The 15923-nt window shown below is 30.1% G+C and carries 11 protein-coding genes; 2 read left to right on the plus strand and 9 right to left on the minus strand.

Annotated elements, in window-relative coordinates; all coding sequences use genetic code 11:
* Positions 1–2 precede the first annotated feature (2 nt).
* Genes Q0958_RS12560 through Q0958_RS12570 form a run of 3 tightly spaced genes read right to left on the minus strand, consistent with a single transcriptional unit; the run spans position 3 to position 3193 of the window.
* Complete coding sequence (locus tag Q0958_RS12560) at positions 3–956, minus strand: D-2-hydroxyacid dehydrogenase (RefSeq protein ID WP_299123592.1); 954 nt, start codon at positions 954–956, stop codon at positions 3–5.
* A 59-nt stretch (positions 957–1015) separates the two neighbouring features.
* Positions 1016–2080, minus strand: coding sequence for a 3-phosphoserine/phosphohydroxythreonine transaminase (gene serC / locus Q0958_RS12565; RefSeq protein ID WP_299123594.1), 1065 nt, complete (start codon positions 2078–2080; stop codon positions 1016–1018).
* A 51-nt stretch (positions 2081–2131) separates the two neighbouring features.
* Positions 2132–3193, minus strand: coding sequence for an acyl-CoA reductase (locus Q0958_RS12570; RefSeq protein WP_299123596.1), 1062 nt, complete (start codon positions 3191–3193; stop codon positions 2132–2134).
* Between the two features lie 72 nt (positions 3194–3265).
* Between Q0958_RS12570 and Q0958_RS12575 the strand changes: the two genes are divergently transcribed.
* A complete protein-coding gene (locus tag Q0958_RS12575) occupies positions 3266–3616 on the plus strand; it encodes a 4Fe-4S dicluster domain-containing protein (RefSeq protein WP_299123598.1) in 351 nt (116 codons plus the stop codon).
* 97 nt (positions 3617–3713) lie between these two features.
* Here the strand turns inward: Q0958_RS12575 and Q0958_RS12580 are convergent, their stop codons facing one another.
* From Q0958_RS12580 to Q0958_RS12600, 5 genes are all read right to left on the minus strand, one after another.
* Positions 3714–6437, minus strand: a complete 2724-nt coding sequence (locus Q0958_RS12580; RefSeq protein ID WP_299123601.1) for a TonB-dependent receptor — start codon at positions 6435–6437, stop codon at positions 3714–3716.
* A gap of 126 nt (positions 6438–6563) precedes the next feature.
* Positions 6564–9212 (minus strand): TonB-dependent receptor, encoded by a 2649-nt coding sequence (locus Q0958_RS12585; RefSeq protein WP_299123603.1) that lies wholly within the window; start codon positions 9210–9212, stop codon positions 6564–6566.
* Between the two features lie 126 nt (positions 9213–9338).
* Complete coding sequence (locus Q0958_RS12590) at positions 9339–12269, minus strand: TonB-dependent receptor (protein WP_299123605.1); 2931 nt, start codon at positions 12267–12269, stop codon at positions 9339–9341.
* A gap of 16 nt (positions 12270–12285) precedes the next feature.
* Positions 12286–13293 carry a FecR family protein gene (locus Q0958_RS12595; RefSeq protein ID WP_299123607.1) on the minus strand — a complete coding sequence of 336 codons (1008 nt, stop codon included), beginning with the start codon at positions 13291–13293 and terminating at the stop codon, positions 12286–12288.
* Positions 13294–13372: 79 nt separating this feature from the next.
* Entirely contained in the window at positions 13373–13939 is a 567-nt protein-coding gene (locus Q0958_RS12600; RefSeq protein ID WP_299123609.1) for a sigma-70 family RNA polymerase sigma factor, read from the minus strand.
* Positions 13940–14103: 164 nt separating this feature from the next.
* On the opposite strand from Q0958_RS12600, the gene ychF reads away from it, so the two are divergent.
* Positions 14104–15195: a redox-regulated ATPase YchF gene (gene ychF, locus Q0958_RS12605; RefSeq protein WP_299123611.1), complete on the plus strand. Its 1092-nt coding sequence runs from the start codon at positions 14104–14106 to the stop codon at positions 15193–15195.
* A 65-nt stretch (positions 15196–15260) separates the two neighbouring features.
* Here ychF and Q0958_RS12610 read toward each other — a convergent pair.
* A partial coding sequence (locus Q0958_RS12610) for a T9SS type A sorting domain-containing protein (RefSeq protein WP_299123615.1) occupies positions 15261–15923 on the minus strand: 663 nt, incomplete at its 5' end.

A 15923-nucleotide genomic window follows, 5' to 3' on the forward strand; every position in this document is an offset into this window, starting at 1 on the left:
AATTATTCAGAAAGTAATTTAATAATTTGGTTTGCTAATTCAACTCCTGTTCTTTCTTCAACTTCTATAGTTAAAGAACCTATATGTGGAGTTAATGAAATTTCAGGATTCATTAATAATTGAATTGCAGGAGTAGGTTCGTTATCAAATACATCTAAACCGGCATATTTTACTTTACCACTTTCAATAGCGTTTACTAAAGCAACTTCATTAATAAGGTTTCCTTGTGAAGTGTTAATAATTCCTACACCATCTTTCATATTGTTAAACTGAGTTTCTTCAAGAATATAATCTTCTTGGTTAGAAAGATGTAACGTAATAAAGTCGGCTTCTTTTATGACTTCATCAAAAGAAGTAGTTTCTATTTCAATATTTGCTGATTGTCCATTGAAGAAAGGAATGTTAATTGTTGCTCTTTCTACATTTGAATCTGTTGCTATTACGTTCATACCAACTCCCAAAGCTATTTTAGCTACGGCTTGTCCAATGCTATCGAAACCAATAATACCAATTGTTTTACCTCTTAACTCTGTACCTTTTGCATACTGTTTTTTTAAGGTGTTAAAACGAGAATCGCCTTCTAAAGGCATGTCTCTATTTGATTGGTGTAAAAAACGAGTAATTCCGAAAAGATGTGCAAAAACTAATTCTCCAATTGCGTTTGAAATTGCAGAGGGAGTGTTTATAATATGAACACCATTATCTACCGCATAATCAGCATCAATATTATCCATAGTGATACCAGCACAACCGATTAATTTAATACTTGGACATGCTTCAATTAGTTCTTGGCGAACTTGTGTATTATTCTTAACAATAATAGCATCAATATTATTGTCGTTTATATAGTTTTCTAACTGATTTTGAGCAACCTTTGTGCTGATTACTTCAAATCCTTTACTTTCTAAAATTTCTATTCCGTTTTTAGAAATTCCGTCATTTGCTAATATCTTCATCTTAAATCTATATTGTTATTACGAGAAAATAGGAAAGCCTCATTTTTTCGAATAACTTTTTATGCTGTTCTTTCTAGTTCTTGCATCACATCTACCAAAGCTTGTACACTATATAAGGGTAATGCATTGTACATGCTTGCTCTATATCCACCAACACTTCTATGACCATTTAAACCATTTATATTAGCTTCATGCCACATAGTGTTGAACTTTTCTGTTAATTTTTCATCAGCCAAAGTAAAAGTAGCGTTCATGTTACTTCTGTCTTCTTTTGCTACATTACCATTAAATAAAGGATTACGATCAATCTCATTATATAAAAGTGCTGATTTTTGCTGATTTACTTTTTCAATAAATTTTATTCCTCCTAAATCTTTTAACCACTCTAATGTTAGCATAGAAGTATATACTGCAAATACTGGTGGTGTATTAAACATACTTTCTTTATCAATAAAAACTTGGTAGTTTAACATTGAAGGAATAATTCTTTCTACTTTTCCTAATATCTCTTCCTTTACAACAACTAGTGTAGTACCCGCTGGTCCCATGTTTTTTTGTGCTCCAGCGTAGATTAAATCAAATTTTGAAAAATCTAATTGACGTGAAAAAATATCTGAACTCATATCGCAAACCAAAGGAACATTAGTTTCAGGGAAACTTTTCATTTGTGTTCCGTAAATAGTATTGTTACTAGTACAGTGAAAATAATCTACATCTGTAGGAATAGTATAATCTTTAGGAATATAATTAAAGTTTTTATCCTTTGAAGAGGCTACTTCAACTAGTTCTCCAAATAACTTTGCTTCTTTAATTGCCTTAGAGCTCCAAGTTCCTGTGTTTAAATAAGCAGCTTTTTTATTTAGTAAATTATATGCTGTCATTAAAAACTGGTTGCTGGCACCTCCTTGCAAGAATAAAGCTTTGTACCCTTTATTTTCAAGACCTAATAATTCTAAAACTAAACTTCTTGCATTTTCAATAACATCAACAAAAGGTTTACTTCTGTGTGATATTTCAATTAATGATAAATTATCGTTATTAAAATTTATAACCGCTTCAGAAGCTTTTTTTAAAACTTCTTCAGGTAAAATACAAGGTCCTGCGCTAAAGTTATGCTTTTTCATTTTTAGTTGTGTTTTGTTATAGCAAAGGTGCAAATTTATTGAGTTTAATCTCTAAATTTTAGATAAAAATTCAAGAGTGTTTACTCCATCTGCATAATCCCATAATTGAGGGTGTTGTGTTTGACCAAAAGGGATTTCATTATCAATAAAATTATTAGCAACTATACACTGAATTTGATCCTTATCTTCCCAAAGTTTGATTTTTAAATCGTCTGTGTTTTCATAATATTCATAAAAAACTGAAGCAATAGGAGAGGCATAGCTTTGATCTTCTTTAATCATAAGGAAGCCATTTTCTAAAATATCAAATTCACTCATTAAATATACTGCCTTATTATAATCGTAGTTATTAGCATATTTAGCATTGTTGATAATTTCATGTTTATTATACATTCCTTTGAAAAATGAATCGAAATCATAGTTTTTAGGAACAAATAATTTAGAAACAGAACGACATCCTAGTCCAAAATAACGGAAAACATCTTCACTTAATTTTTCAAAATCTTCCTTGGTTTCATTTCCTGTTAAAATAGCAACCGAGTTTCTGTTTTTTCTAATAATACTAGGCTTGTCTTTAAAATAGTATTCAAAATAACGAGCAGTGTTATTACTTCCTGTTGCAATAACAGCATCAAAATCGGTTAATTTTTGTTCGGTAAAAGTAATTTTACCTTTAAATTCTGGTTCAACAAATTCTAAATATTTAGCCAAGAAAGGTAATAAGTGCTTATCGTTGGAAGATTGTTTTACTAAAACAGAATGTCCAGCAATTAAAACAGATAAGAAATCATGAAACCCAACTAAAGGAATATTTCCAGCCATAATAATAGCAACTTGTTTAGTTTCATTATGCCCTAAATTTTCATCAGAAATCCACTTTTGTATAGAAGTTTCAGTTAATGCTTTAGACCAATTTTCGGTTGCAAACATTAAATGTTCTTTTGTAAACCAAGTATTATTCTCGCCAGCAATTTTTAATTGATGTTTAAAACCATCAAAAAAAATGTCGTTAAATTCAACTGTATCTTTTTGTGCTACATTCTTTTGAGTGAATTGATCTAAAAATTCTCCTAGTTTTACAAAAGCAGCGATTCTATTTTGGATTGTATCCATTTATTTTGTTTCTAAATTAATTTGGAACTATTTTTGCGCTTGCAAAGTTACAAAAACTGAAACAGATTAATTATGGCAATTATAATAACTGATGAATGCATAAATTGTGGTGCATGTGAACCAGAATGTCCAAATACAGCTATTTATGAAGGAGCTGAAGATTGGAAATATGCAGACGGTACTGATTTGGAAGGAGATATAGTTTTACCTAATGGTAAAAATGCTAATGCAGATGAAGAACAAGAACCTATATCTGATGAAATTTATTATATCGTAGTTGATAAGTGTACTGAATGTAAAGGATTTCATGAAGAGCCTCAGTGTGCTGCAGTTTGCCCTGTAGACTGTTGTGTACCTGATGATGATAACGTTGAAACTGAAGAAGAATTATTAGCAAAACAAAGTTTCATGCATAATGAATAGATAATTTATTATCGATCTAATAATAGAAAACACCCAAACTAGCTAGTTTGGGTGTTTTTCATTACATATAATAACACAAGTAAATGAAAAGTGGGGATTATAATTTAAAACCTAATCTCGCAAAAAAGTAAGCTCCATCTGAGCCCATTTGCACAGAGTCTGCTAAACCTCCTTGGTCAGTCCATCCGTCAAATTGTGGAGTAGGGTATACATTGAAAATATTATTACCTCCAATGGTAAATTTTAACTTATCTGTAAAAGCATAACTAAAACTTAAATCGGTTGTAATAGCTGATTCATAAGTATCTACTGAACCTTTTGCAGGATCTAATAAAGCAGCAACGTCTGCTTGTGATTTTGGGGGAGTATCTACCCATTGGAAATCATATAATTGAACTTCGCTAAATTTTGTAAAAGTTAAATTAGTATCGAATTTTTTATAGGAGTACCCTAAATTTAAATTAAATTTATGATCAGGTGCTGATGCTCTTAAATAAGCTTGAGAGAAAGGGCTAAAGAAAGTTAGTTCAGCTTCTTCTGCGCTTAATCCTAAGGTTGTTTGTAAAGTTGTAGGAGTATTTATGCTTTTGATTTTTGTATCGTTAAAGTTTCCTACTAAACCAATGTTAATTTTATGATCATTAAAACTCTTTTTATAGTTTAATACAATATCTAATCCTTGTGTTTTTGTATCAACACCATTTGCAAAGAATTGAGCAGCATCAACACCTAAGTTCAAACTTGAAGCATTAAAATTATCAGTTAAAATGATTCGATCGTCTACAGTAATAGAGTAAGCATCAATAGTAGCAGTAAATCCACCAATTTTATAGGTGAAACCTAAACTTGTATTAAAAGCTTTTTCTTCTTTTAATTGTTGAATACCAAATGCTCTTGTAACTGTACTATTATTAGCAGATAATAAAGATGGTAAAGATTGTCCATTAACAATGTTTGTAAATTTTAAGTTGTAATATAATTGAGCCAATGAAGGTGCTCTAAATCCAGAAGAAATAGATCCTCGGAAAGTTAAGTTTTCACTAGCTTTAAATCTAGAAGCGAGTTTAAAATTGAAAGTACTTCCAAAATCACTATAATCTTCATATCGAAGAGCCGCTCCTACTAAAAACTTTTCTGAAAAATTAAATTCTGAGTCGAAGTATATACCTACATTACTTCTAGACCTGTCAATTTCATTATCTGGACTATATCCTGGGAATCCTTGAGAACCACCAGGTAAATTGTTTCCATTACTATCGGTAGCAACGGTTTGAGTAGCAGGATTTGTTATTAAAACTCCATTATTGTCATAAAGTCCATATGAAGCTTCTTCTCCTGAAAATATAATAAAGTTTTCAGTTCTATATTCTATACCAAAGGCTAGATTGATACCGCTTAAAGTATTTTCTAAGTATTTAGTAAAGTTAATACCTGTGGTATTTTGTGATAAGCTATGTCCTCCAGCATCAAAATCTGTAGGGGAGGCATCTTTTAAAGAAGCATTGTTTGAGTCTTTTATAAAGTAATGGAACTTATTTTCTCCATAAGTATTATTAAAATCTACTTCCCATCCATTATTTAATTTGTGCTTAATACCAGCAGAAATAGAAACATCTGTAATATTAGAAGTAATTCTAGGAGTAAATCCGTTAGGGTATAAACTAGGGACAGATCTATTATCACCATCAGCAAAACTACTTCTAGAAAAAGCATAAGCATCAGTATCTCTAAAGTTTCTTCCTCCAAAAGCATAAACTTCTGTATTGTCGTTAATAGGTAAGCTAGAATTTACCATGAAGTTAAAACCGTCAATAGCAGCGCTACCATATCCTTTTCTCCAAGAAAATCCTGGTCTTAAGGTTCTATCTTTCGACAACAGTTCTGTGGTGAAATTAACAAAACCACCTCTGTCATTTAATTTAGCTCCATAGTTTAAGTCAAATTTAAAGGTACCTCCGTCAAAACTTTTATCTTTTCCGTCTAACCTGTTTTTACCGTTTACATTGTATAAAGTTTCTCCGGTTGCAGCTTCCCAACCACTACCAATGTTAGTACTATAAACTCCATAACCAAAACTACCAGTTACTCCGTCTGTATTATCCTTTAAAACAATATTGATAACTCCTGCAATAGCATCTGAACCGTACTGAGCAGAAGCACCGTCACGTAATACTTCAATTCGTTTTATAGCTGCCGCAGGAATGGCGTTTAAATCTGTTCCAGAATTTCCACGTCCTCTTGTACCGAAAATATTTACTAATGACGATTGATGACGTCTTTTACCGTTAATAAGAACTAATGTTTGATCTGGTCCTAAACCGCGTAATGAAGCTGGAACTATATGATCTGCTCCATCTGAACCAGATTGTTTAGTAGCGTTAAATGAGGGAGCTGCAAATTGTAAGATATCATTTACTTCAACTTTACCATTTTTAGTTGCTAAATCTTGTACGTCAATAATATCTACAGGTACAGGAGTATCAACAGCAGTCCTTTTCGCATTTCTTGACCCTACTATAATTACTTCGTCCAATTGTAATCCTTCATTTAAAGTAATATTAAAACTAATTTTTCCATTTACAGGGACTTCTTTGGTTTCAAAACCAGAAAAACTAATAATTAATGTTGCTCCGTCTTTAACTGTTAAACTAAAATTCCCATCTAAATCTGAACTAGTTCCATTGGAAGTTCCTTTTTCTATGATGTTTGCTCCAGGCAATGGATTGTTGTTAGTATCTTTAATAGTCCCAGATATATTTTGCTGGGCAAAAATGATATTAAATGAGAAAAAAGTGAAAAGTAAAAGAATAGTTTTTTTCATAATTTAAAGTTTGATTTATACTACTATAAGTCAGAAATAAAAAAAGTATACTCTAAAAAAAATAAAAAAAACACCTTGATAATTTTATCAAGGTGTTTTCAACGAAATTAATTAGCTTAAATTTAATTAAAACTGAACATTTAATCCAATACTGAAGTTAGTTCCTAATTGACCTAACTGTTGTACTTCTGACGAATATTTAAATCTAGAACCAGCTTGAGCTGTATTTGTAGATGCTAAGGTAACGTCAGGATATACATCAAAAATATTATTAACATTAGCATTAAAAGTAATTTTATCTGTTAGTTTATAACCAAAACCAATATCTGTTGAGATTTTTGCAGATAAATCTTGATCTGTACCTCCAGATTCTGGAGCAGTAACTGTAACTTCTCCAAAACGAGTATTATTCAAAGCAATATCCCACTTATCGGTTACATAATTTAAACCTAAAATGAATTTAGATTTAGGTCTAGAATTTGTAATTAAACCTCTTTCTTGTCTATCGAAAATATTATACCCTGCTTGTTGAATTATAGTAGGCGTATTTACTGCATCGATAGTTGTTTCATTAAAGTTAGCAGCTAAACTTGCATGAAGTTTTCCATTTTCAGTTAGATTAATATTTCTATAATTTAAGACAAAGTCTGCTCCCGTGGTCTTAGTGTCTCCTGCATTAATAAATACTTGAACAGCCGTAACATTATTATCTTGTAAAATTTGTTCTACAGGATTTGTTGTGCTATTATCTCCATCTGAACCAATTTGTGATGAAAATAAAATTCTGTCATTAACTTTTATTTGATAAAAATCAATGGAAGCAGAGAAATTTCTATCAAATTTATAAGTTAAACCTGCCGATAAGTTTTTTGAAATTTCATGAGTTAGTTTAGGAATACCTAAGGCTTGAACAGCAGGGCTATTGTTAGCTAATGTTCCTTGTAATAAAGGTTCAGATGAACCAGCTATAATTATATATTGACTTAACGTAATATGTGTTTGATGTAAGGTTGGAGCTCTAAATCCAGTACTATAAGAAGCTCTTACAGCTCCTTTATCACCTAATTTATAACGCCCATTAATTTTCCAAGAAAAATTATCACCTGCATCAGAGAAGTTTTCATATCTACCAGCTATACCAAAAAGTAATTTTTCAGTAATATCATAATCTAATTGTGTATATGCAGCAAAATTATTTCGAGACCATTTTCCTGCTTCTTCTGGTTTAATTCCTGCAAAAGAATCTGAATTCCCTGCAATTCCAGAAGCAATAACAGCCGGGTCACTAGATAAATAATAAGATAAAGGGTCACCTTCAAAAGCTCTAAAACTTTCTTCTTTGTATTCGATACCAGCAGCCAAGCTTATTTGTTCAGAAATTAATCCATTTACGTCAAAATTTCCTACAACATTTGTAAACCTATAACCTCCTGTATTAAAACTTCTAGGAGAAGTTCCGTGATCAGCTAAATATTGTCTGTTTACTGAATTATTAACTGTAACATCTACATCATTAGCTCCATAAGTAACACTAGCATCTGCATTCCAACCTTCAACTATTGGAAACTTTACACCAATTGCGTTGATATAATCGTTAATTACAGTTTCAAAAGTAGGTTGATAACCCACAAAATCATTTGGATTACCTGTTAAGAAATTAGCATTAGCTACATCATTTCTCCAATAAGGAGCTCTATAGTATGCAAAACTTTTACCATCTCTAGTAGTAAAACCATGAAAAGTATATAAAGTAGATTTTTCTCCTAATGGATGTTCTGCATTTATAAATAAATCCTTTTTTTCCATTTCAGGTTGACCAACTGTCATTCCTGCTGTTGGGTTAGCTGCTAACCAAGCTATATCCCTTGGTGTAGTACCTACATCGGCAGCAATACCTGCTCTATTGGTTATTTCTTGCTTGTAATACCCTAAAGTAAGGTTTATAAAACCTCCTTCACCAAAATTAAAAGCAGTGTTAAAGTCTGATGAAAAATTGAAACCATCTTTTTCAGATGTTATTCCTGCTTTTGTGTTAAAAGTTGAATACTCAACATTTTTTTTTAAAATAATATTCATTACACCTGCAATGGCATCTGAACCATAGATAGCAGAAGCACCATCTCTTAGAACTTCAACTCTTTCTATAGCTGCAGTAGGTATACTTTTTAAATCAACACCAACTTCTCCTTTTCCAGGTGTACGATTTAAGTATACTTGTGCACTTTGATTTTTACGCTTTCCATTTACTAAAACTAACGTTCTACTAGGACCGAGTCCACGTAAATCAGCTGGGTCATAATGAGCAGTTGCATCAGAAATAGCTTGGTTTTGTGAGTTGAATGAAGGAACTTTAAATGTTAACATTCTATCTAAAGTTGGTTTTCCACTTTGTTGTAAATCTTTTACATCGATATTGTCTATTGGCACGGGAGAATCTAAAATGGTTCTAGGTTTAGTTCTGTTTCCAGTGATAACAACTTCATCTAATTCTAGACCTTCATTTAATGTTATATTAAAAATAGTTTTATTATCTGTAGGTATTTCTTTGGTTTCAAAACCAGAAAAGCTAATAATTAATATTGCTCCGTCTTTAACTGTCAAGCTAAAATTTCCATCTAAATCAGAACTGGTCCCGTTACTAGTTCCTTTTTCTAAGATGTTTGCTCCAGGTAATGGATTGTTATTAGTATCTTTTATAGTCCCAGTTATTTTTGTTTGAGCCCAAGCGATACTAGTAAATAGTATTGTGAAAATCAGTAATCTAAATTTTTTCATAAATATGTGATTAATTAATAGAAAAAACGTTGTTTTTTTAAGAATTTTATTCTTGTTTTAGTTAAACGTTATACTATTAATAAGAGAAGTTTTTTTTTTTATACTCCTTTTTTATGAAAAAATATTTTAAAGTTTAAAACTTAGTTTGGTATAGAAGAACGTACCGTTTGTTCCCATTTGAATTGCATCCCATAAACCTCCACTATCTACATGGTTTCCCTGAACTGTAGGATAGGTGTTAAATAGGTTGTTAATTCCTAGTTGGTAGTTTAAAAAATTAAACAATTGATATTTAAAATTAATGTCAACAGTATATTTAGGTTCATAAATATCAGTAGCAGCTGTAATTCTTTCTTCTATAGAATTATTAAAGTTGTAAATAGGTTCTTGAATTTGCCAGTCAATAAGTTTTAAACCACTGTATCTTGTAATATTCAAATTAGAACTAAACTTATTTTTTTGATAATTTATACCTAAGTTGAATTTACTTTTAGGAGCAGAGGCTAATAAGAAGTGTTGTTCTCTAATCCCAAAAAAAGTTTCTTTGTCTAAATTTCTATGCTTAATTTGGCTAATAGACATTTTATTAATATTTCCATTGAAGTTTATGGATAATTTTGAATCTCCAATTTTTTTATACCATCTAGCTTTTAAATCCAAACCTATAGTTTCTGTATCAACACCATTGGCAAAAAATTGTATGTTATCTACATTGCCTACACCTAGATTAGTAGCATCGAAAATACCACTTAAAATAATTCTATCTTTAATAGAAACATAATAAGAATCTAGAGAAAAACTAAAGTCTTCATAATTTGCTGCAAAACCAAAACTAGTGTTTATAGCTTTTTCTTCTTTTAGTTTATCAATTCCTAGTTTTTGTGTGATTGGATTATTGTTAGCTACTAATAAAGATTCAACAGGTAAATTTCCTAAGTAGTTTGTAAATGTCAAATTATAATAAATTTGAGCTAAAGAAGGTGCTCTAAAACCTGTACTAAATGAGCTTCGTATATTTATGTTTGGAGATAATTTTATTCGAGTAGCAAGTTTGGTATTTAATGTACTACCAAAATCATTATAGTATTCATACCGAATAGCTGTAGCTAACATCCACTTTTTTGTAAAGTCAAACTCAGTATCAATATAAAAACTAAAATTGGTTCTATCTTCATTAACTTCATTCATAGGTGAATATCCAGGAAAACCTTGTGACCCACCCGGTCTTACAAAACCGTTATAAGTTACTAAGTCTGAGTTTGGGGTTTGAGAATTTACAAGGTTTCCGTTTATATCATACGCACTATAAGAGCTTTCTTCTCCTGCAAATATTTGATAATTTTCAATTCTATGCTCAAAACCAAAAGCAACATTTATTCCTTTTAATGACTGCATAAAATATCTTGAGAAATCTATACTGGTAGTATTTTGCATTAATTGATGTCCGCCAGCATCAAACTCAGTAGGGGAATTTGCTTGTAATGTTGCATTTAAGGTTTCTTTAATGGTATAATGAAAGTTATTACTTCCATAGGTATTATTAATATCAATATTCCAATTTTTAAAGCTTGTTTTAATACCTATAGACATCGATTTGTCTGAAATATCAGAAGTAATTAAAGGATTAAAACCATTTGGGTAAATAGCTAAAACATTTCTTTCACTGTCTGCATTTCGAGAAAAAGCAAAAGCTTCTGTATTTCTAAAATTATAACCACCAAAAGCATAAAATGAAGTATTTCCTTTTATAGGAACTTCAGAATTAAAAAACAAACTAACATTTTGTGAGGCTGCTTCTCCATATTTTTGTCTCAATTCTGTAGGAGCTCTAAATGTGTGGCCTTTTGATAGAAACTCTGTACTAAAATTGATAAACCCTTTCTCTTTTATTTTGATACCATAATTAGCATCTACTTTATAGGTAATACCATCTATGGTATTTATAGGGACTACATTTTGAATGTTTGGATTGGCATTATGAAAACCAAAAGTTGTGTTGGCCGATAATACATTAGCAGTATCTTTTAGAACAACATTAATAACTCCAGCAATGGCATCTGAACCATACTGGGCAGAAGCACCATCTTTTAAAATTTCTATGCGTTTAATAGCAGAACTAGGAATGGCATTTAAATCAGTACCGGAGTTTCCTCTTCCTCTTGTTCCGTATAAATTTATTAGAGAAGCTTGATGTCTTCTTTTACCGTTTATTAATACTAAGGTTTGATCTGGTCCTAAACCTCTATAAGTTGCTGGAACAATATGATCAGCCCCATCGGCACCTGACTGTTTAGTAGCATTAAAAGATGGAACAGCAAACTCTAAGAGTTCATTAACCTCTGTGAGTCCACTATTATCTATTGTCTTGTCAATATTAATAATATCTGTAGCAACAGGTGCATCTTTTTTAGATCTGTTCTTATTTCTTGATCCTACTATATGTACTTCGTCTAAAAATAAATCGTCTTTAAGAATAACTTTTAGTTGTTTTTTTTGAAACTCAATAGTTTGATTAAGGTATCCTACATGACTAATCTTTATAAGATTATTTACGTTTTTTATAGATAGAGAAAATGTTCCGTCAGAAAGGCTGATGGTCCCGTTTTGTGTATTGTTTTCAATAATACTAGCTCCTTCAATAGGTTGTAGTTTTTTATTTAGAATAATACCTTTTACAAAGAAAGTATTGTTAGTTTTTTGAATAGAATCACTAATTATTTGATTTGATGTTGAGGTATCCTGTACTTTTAATGTATTAGTTGATTTTGGAGTATCTTTAGCATAGATAACATAATAATTGTTTCCTAAATAATCCAGTGTTAAAGAAGTTTTTTGTTTTAATAATTCAATAGATTTATTTAAAGATAAATTATCAAAAGTATTTAAATCGAGTGTTTTATTTTTAAGTAAATCTGATTTATAGGTAAAATGGATATTATGCCTTTTACTTAAAGAGTCTAATAATTGAGTAACTGCAACTTTTTTTTGAGCAAAAACCTGTGTAGAGCAAAAGCCTATTAATAATAAAAAAAAAGAAAAATGTTTGTTGAAAGACATTAAATAGGTTACATCATTATTTTTTAGTAACGACTAATTTACTGTTTTCTTTAATTATTTCAACATTTACTGACTTTTTAATGGCTTGTAAACAAATATCAATATTGGTTGTAGGTACAGTTCCTGTAATTAAACTATGCTTACTTTCATTGTCTTTAAAGATAACTTCATAACCATAAGTTTCAGTAACCTTTTTTAAAGCATTTTCTAATGATAAATTATTAAACGTTAAAGTACCATTTTTCCAAGATGTCTGCTCTTCAGCCGAAATATTTTCCTGTTCAACTAAGATTTTATTTTCTTTAGAAGAGTAAGATATAAAGTTGCCAGGAAGCATTTTTTTAGAATCACCATTCTTTAAGGCTAACCATATATTTCCTTCTTCTAAGTATACTTGCGTTTTTTCTTCTTTAGAATTAACATTAAAAACAGTTCCGTATACTTCAACTTCTAAATCGTTCGTAATTACCCAAAACTTAGCATTAGTACTTTGTTTTTTATCTACTTGAAAATAAGCTTCACCTTTCAACCAAATTCTTCTACTATTATCCTTTTTGTAAGAGAGAGAAGAGTTTGCATTTAATGTAACTAAACTTCCGTCTTTTAATTTTAAATCTAAAATTTCTCCATAACCAGTTTCATGAGTTATGGTACTAGAACCAGAGAATTTAAGAAGAATAACACTTAAAACTAAAATAAAACTAGCAGCAATAGCTATCCATTTATAATAATTAGGTTTAGAGATTGTTTCTTTTTTAATTGTAGTTTTTTCTTGTTTTTCTGTTATAGCGGTTTTAAATTTATTCCACTCAAGATCAATTTTTTCTTCTGAAACAGTTGTTTTTTTTAATTGAATTCCCAAGATAATATCTTTAGCTTCTTCAACAATTTCTCTTTTATCAGGGTTGTTTTCCAGCCAATATTCCCAAAAAGTTTCATCAGAAAGCTTTTCTTTTTTAACCCAGTTTATAAAAGAAGGGTCTTCTATAAAGTCTGTTATAATATTGAATGTTTTTTTTGTCATATCCTTAACTTAACAAGTTTCCTTGCATTTATAATAAGAGTTTCTAATAAATTATATACTCTTTTTCAAGAGGGCAAATTTACGAATTAAATAATTGAGAAATTTTAATGCTGTCTCTTAAGCTTTTTAAAGCTTTATGTAATGTGTTTACAACGCTTTGATAGTTAATTTCCATGGTATCGGCTATTTCGGCAGTTTTAAGATTACAATGGAATTTTAAAAAAATAACTTCTCGTTGTCGTTTAGGTAGTTTGTTTAAAAGTACTGCCAAGTTTTTATCTCTAAAAGATTCAGATTCTTGGTGAATTAATGTCTCTTCAGCAGTAAATTGAATATCAACCATTTTCTCATCAATATCCCTAACAAAACGTCTTTTTTGTTTTTTTTGCAATTTTTTAATTACTAGTCTTCTGTAAGAAGTAAATAAATAAGGTGCAATACTGTTTAAATCACTTAGGTTTTGTCTATGTTCATATATGTAAATAAAGAAATCTTGTAAAGAATCTTCTGTTAAAATAGGATCTTTTGAAATTTTTAAACCGTATGAATAAAGTACACTATAGTAACTTTTGAAGAGTGCTTCAAAGGCTTTTAAATCTCCATCTTTTAAAGATTTCCATAAGATTTCATCAGATAAATTCTTCATTATAGAGAAGTTAGTTTGCAGTTAAAAGTACATAAAAAAATAAAAAAAATGTAATAATCATGTATTTAAACCTAAAATTAAGAGAATTCAGAATTGATAATTAGATAAAAATAGAAACCAAATATGTATATTTGCAATCGCAAAATTTTCAATAAAAGAATAGAATGAAAGCTGGAATTGTAGGACTACCAAATGTAGGAAAATCAACATTGTTTAATTGTTTATCAAATGCAAAAGCACAAAGTGCAAACTTTCCTTTTTGTACTATTGAACCAAACTTAGGAGTCGTAAACGTACCTGATACTAGGTTAGAAAAACTTGAAGAATTAGTTGTTCCTGAAAAAGTAATACCTGCTACTGTAGAGATTGTGGATATTGCTGGATTGGTAAAAGGAGCGAGTAAAGGAGAAGGGTTAGGAAACCAGTTTTTAGCAAATATTAGAGAAACTGATGCAATTTTACATGTATTGCGTTGTTTTGATAATGATAATATTGTACACGTAGATAATTCTGTAGATCCAGTTAGAGATAAAGAAACTATTGATATAGAATTACAGTTAAAAGATTTAGAAACAGTTCAAAAACGTTTAGAGCGTGTAAAAAGAACTGCAAAAACTGGAAATAAAGAAGCTCAAGTTGAATTAGAGATTTTATTGAAAGTGGAAGCTACTTTATTAGAAGGTAAATCTGTTCGTTCTATTGAGTTTACAGAAAAAGAAGAGGAATTTGTAAAGCCATTACAGTTCATTACATCGAAACCTGTTTTATATGTATGTAATGTTGATGAAAATTCAGCTGTGTCTGGAAACGACTATGTAAATAAAGTAAAAGAAGCTGTAGCTCATGAAAATGCTGAGGTTATTGTTTTAGCAGTAGGAACAGAGGCTGATATTACTGAATTAGAAGATTATGAAGAGCGTCAAATGTTCTTAGCTGATATCGGTTTAGAAGAACCTGGAGTTTCTCGTTTAATTAGATCGGCTTATAAATTATTGGATTTACAAACATATTTCACTGCTGGTGTTAAGGAAGTAAGAGCTTGGACTATTCCAGTAGGATCTACGGCGCCTCAAGCTGCTGGAGTTATCCATACCGATTTTGAAAAAGGTTTTATTAGAGCTGAAACTATTGCTTTTGATGACTATGAAACTTACGGTAGTGAAGCGAAAGTAAAAGAAGCTGGAAAAATGAGAATTGAAGGAAAAGATTATATTGTTAAAGATGGAGATGTAATGCACTTCAGATTTAATGTGTAATTTAATTTTAATAAATAATAAAAAAGCTCTTCATTAATGAAGAGCTTTTTTATTGTTAAATGTTATTATTTAATAATCATTTTTTTAGAATCAACTTTTATTCCGTTTGTATATAGAGAATAAATATAAACACCTGATGATAAGAAGTCATTATCAAAAATAATATGTTTTTTTCCTCGTTGAGTTATTCTTATTTTTTGTAAAAACTGACCATTATAATTGTGTATTTTAATATAGGCATTTGTAATATTATCAGGAATAACAAAAGGAATTTTTGTTTCTTTAGTATAAGGATTTGGGACATTTTGAAAAAGTTTAGCTTTTTGCTCATCAAGAGAAGGTAAGGTACCATTACAAGCACATTTTTCAATTTTTTCAATTCTATTAATTAAATTTTTAATTGTTGCTTCTTGTGCTGCTAAAATAGGAGATAAGTCTACAGAAACTGAATTCCCATTTTCAATTTCTATTTGCAAAGTATTCCCATTTAGCTTAGCTGTTAAATTTTGATTGTCAGTACCCGTACCATCTTTAAGAGCAGCTAAATCAACAGAATTACCATTAGCAATGCTTAAAGAAGTTCCAGAGAATGTAAGGTTTTGATTGTCTGTGTTGTCTTTAAAATCAGAAAGGTCCAGAGAGTTACCACCAGAGATTTGAATATTATTGCCTGATAGACTTAAGTTTTGATTATCTGTGTTGTCTTTGTATGCAGATAAATCAACAGT

This window comes from uncultured Tenacibaculum sp., from assembly GCF_947499065.1.
Lineage (GTDB): Bacteria > Bacteroidota > Bacteroidia > Flavobacteriales > Flavobacteriaceae > Polaribacter.